Genomic DNA, 15,063 nt, shown 5'->3' on the forward strand with positions numbered 1-15,063 from the left:
TTATCGGCAGGCAATGAAGAAGATATAATACGTTCTTTATTTTTTTACTTTTTTAAGTCTATCTATTATCCCTGCGGGTCATATCAATATGAATGTTAATGAAATTAGGTAGCATTATTATTCAGATAATTAATCTAAAGCTGTAAATAATGCGTTGTTTTTCATAACAAATATTTATCAAACCAGGCAAGAGTGCGTTCCCAGGCTAAATCAGCAGCTGCTTTATCATAACGGGGTGTCGAATCGTTATGAAAACCATGATTAACACCAGGATAGATATATGCTTGATAGATTTTCTCATTCGCTTTGAGTGCAGCTTCATAAGCGGGCCAGCCTTCATTAATTCGAGTGTCTAGTTCTGCATAGTGTAATAATAAAGGCGCATTAATTTTAGGGACATCGGAAGCCGGAACCTGACGCCCATAAAAGGGCACCGCACATGCCAGTTCAGGGAAAGCAACAGCCGCTGCATTCGCCACACCACCACCGTAGCAAAATCCAGTGATCCCCACCTTTCCCGTCGTCATCGAATAATGCTGCATAAATTCAATAGCAGCAAAAAAATCATTCATCAGCTTAACGGGATCAACCTGCTGCTGTAATTCCCGGCCTTTATCATCATTGCCGGGATAACCGCCCAGTGAACTTAATCCATCGGGGGCCAGCGCAATATAGCCGGCCTTCGCCACCCGCCGTGCAACATCCTCAATATACGGATTCAAACCGCGATTCTCATGTACCACAACCACTGCCGGAACCTTCCCCGTCACCTTCGCGGGTTTCACCAGATAACCTCGCACATCACCATGCCCATCAGGCGATGGATAGGTAATGTATTCTGCCAGAATATCGGGATCGGTAAATTCTACCTGCGTTGCCAGAGCATAATTCGGTTTCAGCAAATTGAATAGCGCCAGTGCCGTCATGCCCCCTACCGCATATTTCGCCGCCAGATTCAGAAACGCTCGTTTAGATATTTTGCCATGGGCGTAATAGTCATAGTAATCGAGTAACTCCTGCGGAAAGTCTTTAGCAGTCAAACGCGGCATGGTTGCACTCCTGAGTGATGTTTTTTTAAGCAAAGCACAGTGGTCTGTTTTTGCCCAGTTTTTCATCCCAATGTGACCTGGGGAACGGGATATTCACCACGAACCCGCTAGAATAGAAACGTTGTTTTGAAATTCACCTGCACTAAGGAGATCTCATGGCCTGGTTTGCCAATCCTGAACGTTATGAGCAAATGCTCTATCGCTACTGTGGTCGCAGCGGCTTGCGCTTGCCCGCGCTATCGCTGGGTTTATGGCACAGTTTTGGACACGTTCAAGCTCTGGATTCACAACGAGCACTGCTGCGAAAAGCATTTGATTTAGGGATCACGCATTTTGATTTAGCCAATAACTACGGGCCGCCTCCGGGCAGTGCTGAAGAGAATTTTGGTCGCTTACTGCGCGAGGATTTTGCACACTATCGTGATGAATTGATTATCTCGACCAAAGCGGGTTACGACATGTGGCCGGGGCCGTACGGTTCTGGCGGCTCACGCAAGTATCTGCTGGCCAGCCTCGACCAGAGCCTCAAGCGTATGGGTCTCGACTACGTCGATATCTTCTATTCGCACCGCGTTGATGAAAACACACCAATGGAAGAGACAGCTTCCGCGCTGGCCCAGGCCGTGCAAAGTGGCAAAGCGCTGTATGTCGGCATCTCATCTTATTCGCCAGAGCGCACGCAGAAGATGGCCGAACTGCTGCGGGAATGGAAAATTCCTCTGCTTATCCACCAGCCATCCTACAACCTGCTTAACCGCTGGGTAGACAGCAGCGGCTTGCTGGATACGCTGGAATCCAACGGGATGGGATGTATAGCCTTCACCCCGTTGGCGCAGGGGTTGCTGACAGGGAAATACCTCAACGGTATTCCTGATGGTTCCCGCATGCAGCGTGAAGGGAAAAAAGTCCGCGGACTGACGGAAAATATGCTGACGGAAGCAAACCTCAGCAGTCTGCGTTTGCTCAATGAGATGGCACAACAGCGTGGGCAGTCGATGGCGCAAATGGCGTTAAGCTGGCTACTAAAAGATAACCGGGTCACATCGGTATTAATTGGCGCCAGCCGACCTGAGCAGTTAGAAGAGAACGTTCAGGCACTGGCAAACCTGACATTCAGTGCCGAAGAACTGGCACAGATCGATAAACATGTCGCTGACGGCAAGCTTAATCTGTGGCAAGCCTCATCAGACAAGTAACGATCTGACCATGACGCCGGGTATAGTTCTACCCGGCGTCATGGTCTGCTGATGAGGGTGGGCAAGACAATCTCGCCTCACATCACACCTCGTCCTCTTTGATCAATGGACGCTGGTATTCCGGCCACACCAGCGCGACAAGTGCAGGATAGGCTTCCAGGCTGAACTCCCTGAAGCACTGTCGCAAGTTAAGCACATCCAGATCGGCGTGCGGGACTTTCTCCCCGCTGAGGCAGCGCTTTTTGATATTGTCGTAATATTTATAAACCGCAGAGTTAAGATCGCTACAGCGCCGCTGTGCGTCAAAGAGCCCGGGCGTTTCATTCAGCTCCACCATCGTCATCCGCTTGACTGTGGAGTGGATAAAATCGATATATTCGTGATTGACTCGCCAATACCATACCGGAGTAATCGAATTCATCAGGGCAGAAAAATGATCTTCTCCCTCTTCTTTACTTAGCATTTCCGGCTGGTGCTGAGCGTTAACATCTTCTGCATAACGGTTTTTATTTGCACTACGCATTAGCAAAAGTACCCCGCAGGTAAGCAATAGCAGGGTAATAACAGAATAAAATATACTGTTCATAGCAGGCTCCATTTTTTTTGATTTTAAAATTACCCCATGCTATTGTCAACGCGGCCTACCTTATTAAAAACATCATATTATTGGCAGCAAAGGATATTTCAACATGCTTCCCGAGCATCTTGTTCCCTCTCGTTTTCATTTATCCGCAACCCCGAACAATACAAATACCACAGAAAATAGTGAAAATTTGACTCAGGGAAAGATAACGCTAAGTGATTACGAATCAGAAATTTTGATTAGCTCCACAACTACCGGCCAATCCCGGAATATGTTATTTGAAGAGTGCGATCGTCATTTAAAAGAGCGTCTTTTCCGCGCCGCAAAAATCGAGTCATTTACTCGCCTGCTCAATTCATTACAGGCGGAAGGCGACATTAACGCCCAGGAATTAAGTAAAATTCTGTCCAAAAATACAGCCATGATAAATGAACAAGGCAACAAAATTTGGCTTAATTTAATTACTCGCGAAACCAACGATCCTATTTTTTATTCTCTGGAAGAGAAATAAAATGAAAGATGTTGAAGATAATAATGTTTATTTGGCTTTAGATAACCACAAAAGTGATGAGTTTGTCTTAAAACAAAATCTGTCTGTGTTGATAGCCAATAAAAACGCGACGCTGGAAAGCCTTGCTCAAGAGATGGTTTCTATACCCGCCGCGCTGGTGCGGATGAAATGGCAAAATCGTCATGAAATCTACGCACTGCAAGCCAAAGAAGAGATTTACGGTGCCACTATCGAGGCCATCATCGCTCAGCAGCCAGAATTACGGGACAAAATCATGGCCCGTCTGGAAAGCACATACCAGCATCTGCTTGCACGTGAAACAGCCACACTGCGCCTGACCCGTAAGCTATCCGAAGGGAACTACGAGCCCACAAAAATCACTACGGTTGCGTTGGACGAGAACAGATAAGGTAAAAGACTTGCACGGGAGATATCAGGAGAAACTTGCCGGGTACGGTCAAACCTGCACCCGGCAACAACGATTATTTGGCTTTGACGGTCTCTTCACCGACCAAACCAATCTTCAGGTAGCCCGCCTGATGCAACGTATCCATAACCTTCATCATGGTTTCGTAGTCAACGGTTTTATCTGCCCGGAAGAAGATAGTGGTGTCTTTCTTGCCTTCAGTTAACGCATTTAGCTCGTTAATCATCGTCTCATCGGTAACCTGATCGTTACCAATAAACATGGTGTTATCGGCTTTTACTGACAGATAAACCGGTTTTTCCGGACGCGGTTGCGGCGTACTGGTGGATGCAGGGAGATTCACCTTCACATCTACGGTTGCCAGTGGCGCTGCCACCATAAAGATAATCAACAATACCAACATGACGTCGATAAACGGCGTCACGTTGATGTCATGCATTTCACCGTTATCGTCCAGGTTTTCATTAAAGCTCATTGCCATGGAACATTACCCTACACGTAATTTCTGCGCAGCACGTACCGGGTGTGCAGACGCGCTTGCACTCAGGTCCAGGTCACGGCTTTGCAGCAACAGCACCTGCGCCGCGACATCGCCCAGCATCGCTTTATAGCTGCCAATCTGACGAGCAAAAATGTTGTAGATAACAACCGCAGGGATTGCCGCAACCAGACCGATCGCGGTCGCTAACAGTGCTTCTGCAATACCTGGAGCAACAACAGCCAGGTTGGTGGTTTGGGTTTGTGCGATACCGATGAAGCTATTCATGATACCCCATACTGTACCGAACAACCCGACAAATGGAGAGATAGCCCCGATGGTTGCCAGGTATCCATTACCCCGCCCCATCTGACGGCCAACTGCGGCAACGCGACGTTCCAGACGAAAACCGGTACGCTCTTTGATTCCTTCGTTGTCATCACTGCCTTCTGACAGTTCAAGTTCATTCTGCGCTTCATTAATCAGCAGAGAACCCAGGCTTTTGGCATCGAATCCAGCGGCAATCTCACTTGCCATTTCTAAAGAGCGGGCATCTGCCAGCATTTGCTGTTCACGCTTAAGACGGCGCTTCTGCGTAAAGAACTCAAGGCTCTTACTAAAGAAGATAGCCCAGGTGACCACTGACGCCAAAATCAGCCCAATCATCACGCACTTAACCACGATATCGGCGTGCTGATACATACCCCAGACGGAAAGGTCCGTCTGCATCAAATTATTACCCACTCTGTATCTCCAGGACGCAAATCACAAAATCTGAGCGTAATCATATCAAAACGACGTCGAATTGATAGTCGTTCTCATTACTATTTACATAGTGCCGCACCTTTGGTTTCTTTTCCTTGCGCTCACGCAGTAAAAAAGTCACCAGAAATCGATTTGAGAATATTTTGTACTTTATGGCTATTCTGCAGGACGCGGCAGATGAGATTCATGCTATTTTAGACATCCAGACGTATAAAAACAGGTAATACAACATGGCAGATAAGCAGCTTGAGACCAAACTCGTTCACGCCGGGCGTAGTAAAAAATACACGCTGGGTTCGGTAAATAGCGTGATCCAGCGCGCGTCTTCACTGGTATTCGACACCGTTGAGGCGAAAAAACAGGCGACGCATAACCGCGCAAACGGTGCCCTTTTCTATGGCCGTCGCGGCACGCTGACGCATTTCTCACTGCAGGAAGCGATGTGTGAACTGGAAGGCGGCGCGGGCTGCGCCCTGTTCCCTTGCGGGGCAGCAGCCGTTGCCAACACCATCCTTGCCTTTGTTGAACAAGGCGATCATGTGCTGATGACAAACACCGCCTATGAACCCAGCCAGGATTTCTGCACTAAGGTACTGGGCAAGCTTGGCGTGACAACCGGCTGGTTCGATCCGCTGGTCGGTGCGGATATTGTGAAGCATATACAGCCGAACACTAAAGTCGTTTTTCTTGAGTCTCCAGGTTCTGTCACCATGGAAGTTCATGATGTTCCAGCCATTGTTGCCGCAGTCAGAAGCGTAGTGCCTGACGCTGTCATCATGATTGATAACACCTGGGCTGCGGGCGTGTTGTTCAACGCGCTGGATTTCGATATCGATATCTCAATTCAGGCAGGGACGAAATATCTGATTGGTCATTCTGACGGCATGGTTGGGACAGCGGTATCTAATGCCCGTTGCTGGGATCAACTGCGTGAAAACGCCTATCTGATGGGACAAATGCTGGATGCCGATACTGCCTATATGACCAGTCGCGGATTGCGGACGTTAAGCGTTCGCCTGCGCCAACACCATGAAAGCAGTTTGAAAGTTGCTGAGTGGCTGGCTGACCATCCGCAGGTTGCCCGTGTGAATCACCCGGCACTTCCCGGCAGCAAGGGACACGAGTTCTGGAAACGCGACTTTACCGGTAGCAGCGGCCTGTTCTCATTTGTTCTGAATAAGAAGCTAAATAATGAAGAACTGTCTGCGTACCTGGATCACTTCAGCCTGTTCAGCATGGCCTATTCCTGGGGCGGTTTTGAATCACTGATTCTGGCGAACCAACCGGAACATATCGCAGCAATCCGTCCACAAGGCAAAGTGGATTTCAGCGGCACGCTCATCCGTTTACACATCGGTTTAGAAAATGTTGACGATCTGATTGCCGATTTAGCCGCAGGATTTACCCGAATCGAGTAACATTGCCGCAGATGGACATATATGCAGACACTTCTGGTGGAAAAGTCTGCAATTGTTGCGTCCGGGATCAAGGCATCCCGGACAATTCAGGAGTACAATCCACTTATAAACGCTGTTCCACAGGAAAGTCCATGGTAGTCATTCAAGATATTATCTCCGCGCTCTGGCAACACGATTTTGCCGCGCTGGCGGACCCACACGTCGTGAGCGTGGTGTACTTTGTGATGTTCGCCACGTTGTTTTTAGAAAATGGCCTACTGCCCGCTTCCTTTTTGCCCGGTGACAGCCTGCTATTACTGGCAGGAGCGCTGATCGCTCAGGACGTGATGAGTTTTTTACCTACCATAGCGATTCTGACTGCCGCTGCCAGCCTCGGTTGCTGGCTGAGCTACATTCAGGGGCGCTGGCTGGGCAATACACGAACAGTGAAAGGCTGGCTGGCACAATTACCTGAAAAATATCATCAGCGTGCTACCTGTATGTTTGACCAGCACGGGTTGATGGCTCTACTCGCCGGACGTTTCCTGGCGTTTGTACGCACCTTGCTGCCGACCATGGCGGGGATTTCAGGGCTGCCTAACCGTCGCTTCCAGTTTTTTAATTGGCTGAGCGGCCTGCTGTGGGTCACTGTGGTCACCAGTTTCGGCTATGCGCTCAGCATGATCCCGTTTGTTAAACGCCACGAAGATCAGGTAATGACATTTTTAATGATCCTGCCAATCGCCCTGCTAACCGCAGGTCTGCTGGGAACGCTGTTTGTGGTGATTAAAAAAAAATACTGTAGCGCCTGAGCTGCGTCCGTAGGCCGGGTAAACCCCGGCATTTCGCTTTATAGCGCACAGCGTTAAGGCCTACGGAGAATCAGTCTGTTCGACAAGAGATCAACTCCCCTGCATCATCCTAATTCTGGCTGCATCTTCCCCTGGCGTGACGCCAAAGTAACGTTTGAACTCCCGACTAAACTGCGATGCACTCTCATAACCCACGCGCATTGCCGCCGCACTGGCTTTCATCCCATCATGAATCATCATCATCCGCGCTTTATGCAATCGATAGCTCTTCAGATACTGCAACGGTGAAGTACTGGTCACCGATTTAAAATTATGATGGAACGCCGACACGCTCATATTGGCCTCTGCCGCCAATTGCTCAACATTGAGATTTTCGGTGTACTTGGTTTCAATTCGCTTCAGCACACGGCTTATCAAACTGAAATGTGTCTGGCGACTGACCAGCGCCAGTAAGGCTCCTCCGCGTGGCCCGGTCAGCACATGGTAGAGGATCTCACGAATAATCTGTTTTCCCAGAATACGTGCATCCAGTGGCCGCTCCATCACATCCAGCAGGCGTTCCGCTGCACAGAGAATTTCATCGGATAACGTCGCCGAATTGATCCCGCTTGCCGCCATTGCGGGCTGGAACAGCTCATCCTCCCCAATATCCATCAGCAATTCCTGCAATTGCAGGATATCGACGTTCAGGCGGATACCAGCCAACGGAACGTCCGGTGTCGCATAAGTTTCACATTCAAAGGGTAAAGGTACTGTTAGCAGTAAATATTCGTTGGCGTCATAGCGAAAGACACGCTCGTTGATATAACCAATTTTATGTCCTGAAAAGAGAAATATGATGCCAGGCTGATACATCACTGGTGTGCGCACCCCTGGTTCAGAGCCATACAGTAAGCGAATATCAGGCAGCAGATCATTCAATTTATTTTCATTGTTTTTCAGCTGCTTAATTTTACCTGTCAGCAGGAGACAGATCTCATCACGGTTCATAGGGCACCATTTCATCATTGATTTGCAACCTTGATATAGTGCGCACTTTTATCTCTTTTCTCCAGTAGTCTGTAGAAATGGGCAAGACATCGGCAGAAATGAGCATTGAGAGGAACGCTTCTGACGACCACAATGTTCACCATCAGGCAGACACTCGCCTACCCTCTTTTTTACCCACACAAGGTAACGAGCAATGAACAACTTTAATCTCCATACCCCAACCCGCATTCTGTTTGGTAAAGGCGCGATTGCAGAACTGCGCGACCAAATCCCACAGGATGCTCGCGTACTGATTACCTACGGCGGCGGTAGCGTGAAAAAAACAGGCGTTCTGGCACAAGTTCAGGACGCATTGAAAGGTCTGGATGTACTCGAGTTTGGCGGTATTGAGCCGAACCCATCTTATGAAACGCTGATGAACGCGGTAAAAATTGTCCGTGATGAGAAGGTGACATTCCTGCTGGCGGTAGGCGGCGGTTCTGTGCTGGATGGCACAAAATTCATCGCCGCAGCGGCACATTATGCAGACGGTGTTGACCCGTGGCGCATTCTGGAAACACGCGGTAACGACGTACAAAGCGCCGTCCCGATGGGGTCGGTACTGACCCTACCAGCAACCGGCTCAGAATCTAACTCTGGTGCGGTAATTTCGCGTAAAACGACTGGCGACAAACTGGCCTTCATGACCCCGTTTGTCCAGCCGGTATTTGCTGTACTCGATCCGGTTTACACCTATACCCTGCCACCGCGTCAGGTTGCCAACGGCGTGGTAGATGCTTTTGTTCATACCGTAGAACAATACGTGACTTATCCGGTAGACGGGAAAATTCAGGATCGCTTCGCCGAAGGCATTCTGCTGACGCTGATAGAAGACGGTCCGAAAGCGTTGCAGGAGCCGGAAAACTACAATGTGCGTGCTAACGTCATGTGGGCAGCCACTCAGGCACTGAACGGTCTGATCGGCGCAGGCGTACCGCAGGACTGGGCAACCCATATGCTGGGTCACGAACTGACGGCAATGCACGGGCTTGACCACGCTCAGACGCTGGCAATCGTCCTGCCTGCATTGTGGAATGAAAAACGCGATACCAAGCGTGCCAAACTGCTGCAATACGCAGAGCGCATCTGGAATATCACCGAAGGCTCCGAAGACCAGCGCATTGATGCCGCGATTGCCGCCACCCGTCAGTTCTTCGAACAAATGGGTGTACCGACTCGCCTGTCTGACTACGGTCTGGATGGCAGCTCCATCCCGGCACTGCTGGAAAAACTGGAAGCGCATGGCGGCACGAAACTGGGTGAACATCAGGACATTACGCTGGACGTCAGCCGCCGGATTTACGAAGCTGCCCGCTAAGTTTTTTTTAACCTCCGGCTTTCGTTTTTGGCTATTTATACCAGGCTTAAGTCACATAAACCTCACCGGGGCTTGCTCCGGTGTACTCAATTTACACCCAATCATTCATGATGCATCGAGGCGGCAATTGAGTGAATCCCCGGGAGCGTACATAAGTACGTGACCGGGGTAAACGCAAGCAGCCAACAAAGAGGCAGCCTGAAGGATTAAGTGTGGGGGGGAATTATGACCGGTCCAACCATTATCAAGCTACAGGATGGTAACGTCATGCCGCAACTGGGCCTGGGGGTCTGGAAGGCAAGCAACGAAGAAGTCATCACCGCCATTCATAAAGCGCTGGAAGTAGGGTATCGCTCAATTGATACCGCTGCGGCGTACAAAAACGAAGAAGGTGTCGGCAAAGCATTACGCAATGCGGGCGTGCCACGCGAAGAGTTATTCATTACCACCAAGTTGTGGAATGATGACCAGAAGCGCCCACGGGAAGCATTGCTCGAAAGCATGGAGAAACTCCAGCTCGATTACCTCGATCTCTACCTGATGCACTGGCCTGTCCCGGCGATCGATCACTACGTTGAAGCGTGGGAAAACATGATCGACCTGCAAAAAGAGGGGCTGATCAAGAGCATCGGTGTGTGCAACTTTCAGATCAATCATCTCCAGCGCCTGATGGATGAAACCGGCGTACCTCCGGTGATTAACCAGATAGAACTTCACCCGCTTATGCAGCAACGCCAGCTTCACGCCTGGAACGCGACACATAAGATCCAGACTGAGTCCTGGAGCCCACTGGCGCAAGGCGGTAAAGATGTATTTGATCAAAAGATCATCCGTGACCTCGCTGAAAAATATGGCAAATCACCGGCGCAGGTCGTCATTCGCTGGCATCTGGATAGCGGTCTGGTTGTCATCCCGAAATCCGTCACCCCTGCCCGCATTGCCGAGAACTTCAACGTCTGGGACTTCCGCCTGGATAAAGATGAACTCGGTGAAATTGCAAAACTCGATCAGGGTAAACGACTGGGCCCTGACCCGGATCAGTTCGGCGGTTAATCTCTCCTCTCCAGCCCGGCATTCCCGTCGGGCTTTTCCCTTGCCGAAATATTAAGAAACAATAAACGCACAACTATAGATGTATTTATGGCACATCCACGTGCAGCATTACGCAATATAACTTACTAATTATTCAGTAATAATATTGATCTCATGAATACATCACAAATATCTATAGGTGCGTGACCATGGCGGGAAAAACACAGCAAGGCGTCAAATGGTTCCCATTGATTCTTATACTATTTATTTCTGCCGGGCTCTGGCAGCTTACCCCACCCAGTGGGTTAAGTGCGCCAGCCTGGCATTCAGCCATTATCTTCGTTGCTACCATTGCTTCTATCGTGGCAAAAGTTCTGCCTATTGGCGCAGTCGGCATTATCGGTATTACCGTTTTTGCCCTCGCTTATGCTGCCGGGGATAAAACCGCCAGTGGTGCTATTACCACCGCACTGAGCGAACTGAACAGTTCGCTAATCTGGCTGATTGTCGTCGCCTTTATGATTGCCCGCGGATTTATCAAAACCGGCCTCGGTCGACGTATTGCACTGCAGATGATCCGCCTGCTCGGAAAACGTACCCTGGGACTCGCCTACGGACTGGCGTTTGCGGACCTGATACTTTCCCCAGCAATGCCAAGCAATACGGCACGCTGCGGCGGCGTCATCTATCCGATTGCCGACTCTCTGGCGCGCAGTTTCCATTCGAACCCGGAAGATGAATCCCGCAGTAAGATCGGCACCTTTCTTATCACCTGTATTGGCAACGTCAACGACGTCACCGCCGCGCTCTTTATGACCGGCTATACCGGCAACCTGTTGGCGGTGAAACTGGCAGCCAACGCGGGGGTCACGCTCACCTGGGGCAGTTGGTTTATGGCGGCGCTGCTGCCTTGCCTGGTTTCCTTACTGCTGGTTCCATTACTGGTCTACTGGATTGTGCGTCCGGAAATTAAACACACGCCGGATGCCCCTAATCTGGCGCGTAAAGAGCTGGCGGAAATGGGCCGTATGTCACGCGGTGAATGGCTGATGCTGGCTACTGTCGGCGTCCTGCTGGTGCTGTGGATTTTTGGTGATACGCTGGGCGTCGACGCCACCACCGCCTCATTTGTTGGCTTATCCATCTTGCTGCTCAGCGGCGTTCTGAGCTGGGAAGATGTCAAAAGCGAGAAAGGTGCATGGGATACGCTGATCTGGTTTGCCGCACTATTGATGATGGCAAATCAGTTGAAAAAACTGGGCTTTACCACCTGGTTTGGCAACCTGATTGGCGATAGCCTGAGCAGTACCATGCATGGAACCAGTTGGGTGGTTGTCCTGCTGCTGCTGAACGCCGCGTACTTTTATACTCACTACTTTTTTGCCAGCGGTAATGCGCAGATTGCGGCGCTGTACGCCGTTTTCCTTGGCGTCGGCCTGCATTTGAATATTCCAGCAGCCCCTACGGCGTTGATGCTGGCCTTCACCAGCAGCCTGTACTGTTCCCTCACTCAGTACACCCACGCTCGCGGCCCGATTCTGTTTGGTGCCGGGTACGTTCCAACGGGCGTCTGGTGGCGCACAGGATTCATCATCAGCCTGTTTAATCAAGCCGTCTTTATCACCGTAGGGCTGATGTGGTGGAAGATGCTGGGTCTGTACTAAACTCACTGCGTCCTGACGAAACGTCTTATCTACGGAGAAAAGGAATGACCTGTATTTTCTGTCAAATTGTTGAAGGTAAAGCGCCCTGCCATAAAGTCTGGGAAGACGAGCATCACCTGGCCTTTCTGTCGATTTTCCCGAACACCGAGGGGTTTACCGTGGTGATCCCGAAAAAGCACTACCCCAGCTATGCATTTGATATGCCGCCGCAGGCGCTGGCAGACCTGATGCTGGCGACCCAAAAGGTGGCGAAAAAACTGGATAACGCTTTCCCGGACGTCAGCCGTACAGGGATGTTTTTCGAAGGGTTTGGCGTGGATCATGTGCACAGTAAGCTCAGTCCTATGCATGGCACAGGTGATTTGACGCACTGGAAACCGATTGAGTCCCGGCAGACTAAATTTTTCGAGCGATATGAAGGGTATCTGTCGTCACATGACCACGAACGGGCTGACGATGAAAAACTGGCCGCATTAGCGGCCAGAATTCGCGAAGCATAAATACGGAGCACGTCTGCCGGATGGCGGTGCAAGCACCTTATCCGGCCTACAAAACTGTGCAGTTCGTAGGCCTGGTCCACACTTCACCACCAGTTAAGACCGTTTAACGTCCTGCAACCTTGCCGCGTTTTTTATTCGCCGCAGGTGTCTGACGCTGGTGCGCGACCGGCGTATGCTTAGTCAGCGCCGGACGGGTATGGCGGTTCTGACGACGTGCTTCACGCATCTCTTCCAGCGTCGGGGCCGGAACCAGACATTCGCGACGACCGCCAATCAGATGCTTTTTCCCCATATCTTCCAGCGCCTGACGGATTAACGGCCAGTTAGCAGGATCATGGTAACGCAGCAGCGCTTTATGCAGACGACGCTGCTTATCACCTCTTGGCACCACCACATCTTCACTCTTATAACCAATTTTGCCCAACGGGTTTTTCCCGGTGTAATACATGGTTGTAGAGTTTGCCAGCGGTGATGGGTAGAAGTTCTGCACTTGATCCAAACGGAAACGACGCTGTTTCAGCCACAGAGCCAGATTCACCATATCCTCATCACGCGTACCCGGGTGCGCAGAGATAAAATAGGGGATCAGGTACTGTTCTTTACCGGCCTGTTTAGAATAGGTATCGAACAACTCTTTAAAGCGGTCGTAGCTGCCCATCCCCGGCTTCATCATCTTCGACAATGGGCCTTCTTCGGTATGCTCCGGCGCAATCTTCAGGTAGCCACCCACATGGTGAGTTGCCAGCTCTTTAATATAGCGAGGGTCCTCAACGGCGATGTCATAACGCACCCCGGATGCGATAAGGATCTTTTTAATGCCTTTCAGATCACGCGCGCGGCGGTAAAGATTAATCGTCGGTTCGTGGTTAGTATCCATATGCGGGCAGATATCCGGATAAACACAGGACAGACGACGACAGGTCTGTTCTGCACGCGGAGACTTACAGCGCAGCATATACATGTTTGCCGTTGGGCCGCCGAGATCGGAAATCACGCCGGTAAAGCCCGGAACGGTATCGCGAATGGCTTCGATCTCATTGATGATCGAATCTTCAGAACGGCTCTGGATAATGCGCCCTTCGTGCTCGGTTATCGAACAGAACGAACAACCACCAAAACAGCCACGCATGATATTGATCGAAAAACGGATCATCTCATAGGCAGGAATACGGCTGTTACCGTATGCCGGATGCGGTACGCGCTTGTACGGCAGTGCAAAGACGCTGTCCATTTCTTCAGTCGACAACGGGATCGCTGGCGGGTTAACCCAAATATAGCGATCGCCATGCTTTTGCATCAGTGCACGCGCACATCCTGGGTTCGTTTCGTGGTGCAGAATGCGCGACGCATGGGCGTACAGTACTTTGTCGCTCTTCACTTTCTCGAAAGACGGCAACAGTACGTAGGTTTTTTCCCACGGCTTCGGACGCGGCGGCTGTACGGTTACCGCTTTCGCTTCTTGTTTTTTCGGTGCCACCGGTTTGTTGTCAGCACACGGCAAGTCTTCGCCATACGGATGGGGGATGGGGTCAATTTTTCCTGGCATATCCAGACGCGTGGAATCCACCCCGCTCCAGCCCGGCAGCGCTTCTTTGACCATAATCGCGGTATTCCGCACGTCGCGGATCTGATCAATGGTTTCGCCCATCGCCAGACGGTGTGCGACTTCCACCAATGGGCGTTCGCCGTTGCCAAACATCAGCATGTCCGCTTTTGAATCCACCAGCACGGAACGACGCACGGTATCTGACCAGTAATCGTAATGTGCAGTACGGCGCAGGCTGGCTTCAATACCGCCGAGAATAACCGGCACATCTTTCCAGGCTTCTTTACAGCGCTGGGTATAAACCAGCGTCGCGCGGTCCGGGCGTTTACCCGCTACGTTGTCCGGCGTATAGGCATCGTCATGGCGCAGTCGGCGATCGGCGGTATAACGGTTGATCATCGAGTCCATGTTGCCGGCGGTTACGCCGAAGAACAGGTTCGGTTTGCCCAGACGCATAAAGTCATCTTTGCTGTTCCATTCCGGTTGGGCGATGATCCCCACGCGAAAGCCCTGTGCTTCCAGCATACGACCGCAAATAGCCATGCCGAAGCTCGGGTGATCGACGTATGCATCGCCGGTAACCAGAATGATGTCGCAGCTATCCCAGCCAAGTTGATCCATTTCGTCGCGTGACATCGGCAAAAATGGTGCCGGCCCAAAGCAGGCGGCCCAGTACTGCGGCCAGGAGAAAAGGTCTCTGTCCGGTTGGATCAGGGATATTGCGCTCATAATGCTTCCAAAAAAATGGTAAAAAAA

The 15,063-nt window shown here is 50.7% G+C and carries 15 protein-coding genes; 9 read left to right on the plus strand and 6 right to left on the minus strand.

Features of this window, described 5'->3' with window-relative positions:
• Positions 1–161 precede the first annotated feature (161 nt).
• Positions 162–1,049, minus strand: coding sequence for a YghX family hydrolase (yghX, locus tag NNO08_RS10375; RefSeq protein WP_271456700.1), 888 nt, complete (start codon positions 1,047–1,049; stop codon positions 162–164).
• A 155-nt stretch (positions 1,050–1,204) separates the two neighbouring features.
• On the opposite strand from yghX, the gene NNO08_RS10380 reads away from it, so the two are divergent.
• Positions 1,205–2,245, plus strand: coding sequence for an aldo/keto reductase (locus NNO08_RS10380; protein WP_271442221.1), 1,041 nt, complete (start codon positions 1,205–1,207; stop codon positions 2,243–2,245).
• An 82-nt stretch (positions 2,246–2,327) separates the two neighbouring features.
• Here the strand turns inward: NNO08_RS10380 and NNO08_RS10385 are convergent, their stop codons facing one another.
• Positions 2,328–2,831 (minus strand): ESA_00282 family adhesion-associated protein, encoded by a 504-nt coding sequence (locus NNO08_RS10385; protein ID WP_333908952.1) that lies wholly within the window; start codon positions 2,829–2,831, stop codon positions 2,328–2,330.
• Positions 2,832–2,934: 103 nt separating this feature from the next.
• Here NNO08_RS10385 and NNO08_RS10390 point away from each other — a divergent pair, with 103 nt between their 5' ends.
• Together NNO08_RS10390 and NNO08_RS10395 are read left to right on the plus strand one after the other, a co-directional pair.
• Positions 2,935–3,339, plus strand: a complete 405-nt coding sequence (locus tag NNO08_RS10390) for a hypothetical protein (RefSeq protein WP_271442223.1) — start codon at positions 2,935–2,937, stop codon at positions 3,337–3,339.
• A gap of 1 nt (position 3,340) precedes the next feature.
• Positions 3,341–3,748: a hypothetical protein gene (locus tag NNO08_RS10395; RefSeq protein WP_005123132.1), complete on the plus strand. Its 408-nt coding sequence runs from the start codon at positions 3,341–3,343 to the stop codon at positions 3,746–3,748.
• A gap of 73 nt (positions 3,749–3,821) precedes the next feature.
• Here the strand turns inward: NNO08_RS10395 and exbD are convergent, their stop codons facing one another.
• Positions 3,822–4,247, minus strand: a complete 426-nt coding sequence (gene exbD, locus NNO08_RS10400) for a TonB system transport protein ExbD (protein ID WP_048213224.1) — start codon at positions 4,245–4,247, stop codon at positions 3,822–3,824.
• Between the two features lie 6 nt (positions 4,248–4,253).
• Positions 4,254–4,988, minus strand: a complete 735-nt coding sequence (gene exbB, locus NNO08_RS10405; RefSeq protein WP_271442225.1) for a tol-pal system-associated acyl-CoA thioesterase — start codon at positions 4,986–4,988, stop codon at positions 4,254–4,256.
• A 251-nt stretch (positions 4,989–5,239) separates the two neighbouring features.
• On the opposite strand from exbB, the gene metC reads away from it, so the two are divergent.
• Both metC and yghB read left to right on the plus strand, forming a co-directional pair.
• Positions 5,240–6,427 (plus strand): cystathionine beta-lyase, encoded by a 1,188-nt coding sequence (gene metC, locus NNO08_RS10410; RefSeq protein ID WP_271456673.1) that lies wholly within the window; start codon positions 5,240–5,242, stop codon positions 6,425–6,427.
• A 131-nt stretch (positions 6,428–6,558) separates the two neighbouring features.
• Positions 6,559–7,218 (plus strand): DedA family general envelope maintenance protein YghB, encoded by a 660-nt coding sequence (gene yghB / locus NNO08_RS10415; protein ID WP_137382572.1) that lies wholly within the window; start codon positions 6,559–6,561, stop codon positions 7,216–7,218.
• A gap of 90 nt (positions 7,219–7,308) precedes the next feature.
• Here yghB and NNO08_RS10420 read toward each other — a convergent pair whose 3' ends face one another.
• Complete coding sequence (locus NNO08_RS10420) at positions 7,309–8,208, minus strand: AraC family transcriptional regulator (protein WP_271456674.1); 900 nt, start codon at positions 8,206–8,208, stop codon at positions 7,309–7,311.
• A gap of 193 nt (positions 8,209–8,401) precedes the next feature.
• On the opposite strand from NNO08_RS10420, the gene yqhD reads away from it, so the two are divergent.
• The 4 genes from yqhD to NNO08_RS10440 all read left to right on the plus strand — a co-directional run bounded on the left by yqhD (position 8,402) and on the right by NNO08_RS10440 (position 12,761).
• Positions 8,402–9,565: an alcohol dehydrogenase gene (gene yqhD / locus NNO08_RS10425; protein WP_271449646.1), complete on the plus strand. Its 1,164-nt coding sequence runs from the start codon at positions 8,402–8,404 to the stop codon at positions 9,563–9,565.
• 225 nt (positions 9,566–9,790) lie between these two features.
• Positions 9,791–10,618 carry a 2,5-didehydrogluconate reductase DkgA gene (dkgA, locus tag NNO08_RS10430; protein WP_271442229.1) on the plus strand — a complete coding sequence of 276 codons (828 nt, stop codon included), beginning with the start codon at positions 9,791–9,793 and terminating at the stop codon, positions 10,616–10,618.
• 188 nt (positions 10,619–10,806) lie between these two features.
• Entirely contained in the window at positions 10,807–12,261 is a 1,455-nt protein-coding gene (locus NNO08_RS10435) for a DASS family sodium-coupled anion symporter (RefSeq protein WP_137382568.1), read from the plus strand.
• 44 nt (positions 12,262–12,305) lie between these two features.
• Positions 12,306–12,761 (plus strand): HIT family protein, encoded by a 456-nt coding sequence (locus NNO08_RS10440; protein ID WP_271449648.1) that lies wholly within the window; start codon positions 12,306–12,308, stop codon positions 12,759–12,761.
• 103 nt (positions 12,762–12,864) lie between these two features.
• On the opposite strand, the gene NNO08_RS10445 is transcribed toward NNO08_RS10440, so the two are convergent.
• A complete protein-coding gene (locus tag NNO08_RS10445; RefSeq protein ID WP_040233974.1) occupies positions 12,865–15,036 on the minus strand; it encodes a YgiQ family radical SAM protein in 2,172 nt (723 codons plus the stop codon).
• Positions 15,037–15,063: the final 27 nt, after the last annotated feature.

The organism is Citrobacter sp. Igbk 17, assembly GCF_028069775.1.
Classification (GTDB): domain Bacteria; phylum Pseudomonadota; class Gammaproteobacteria; order Enterobacterales; family Enterobacteriaceae; genus Citrobacter.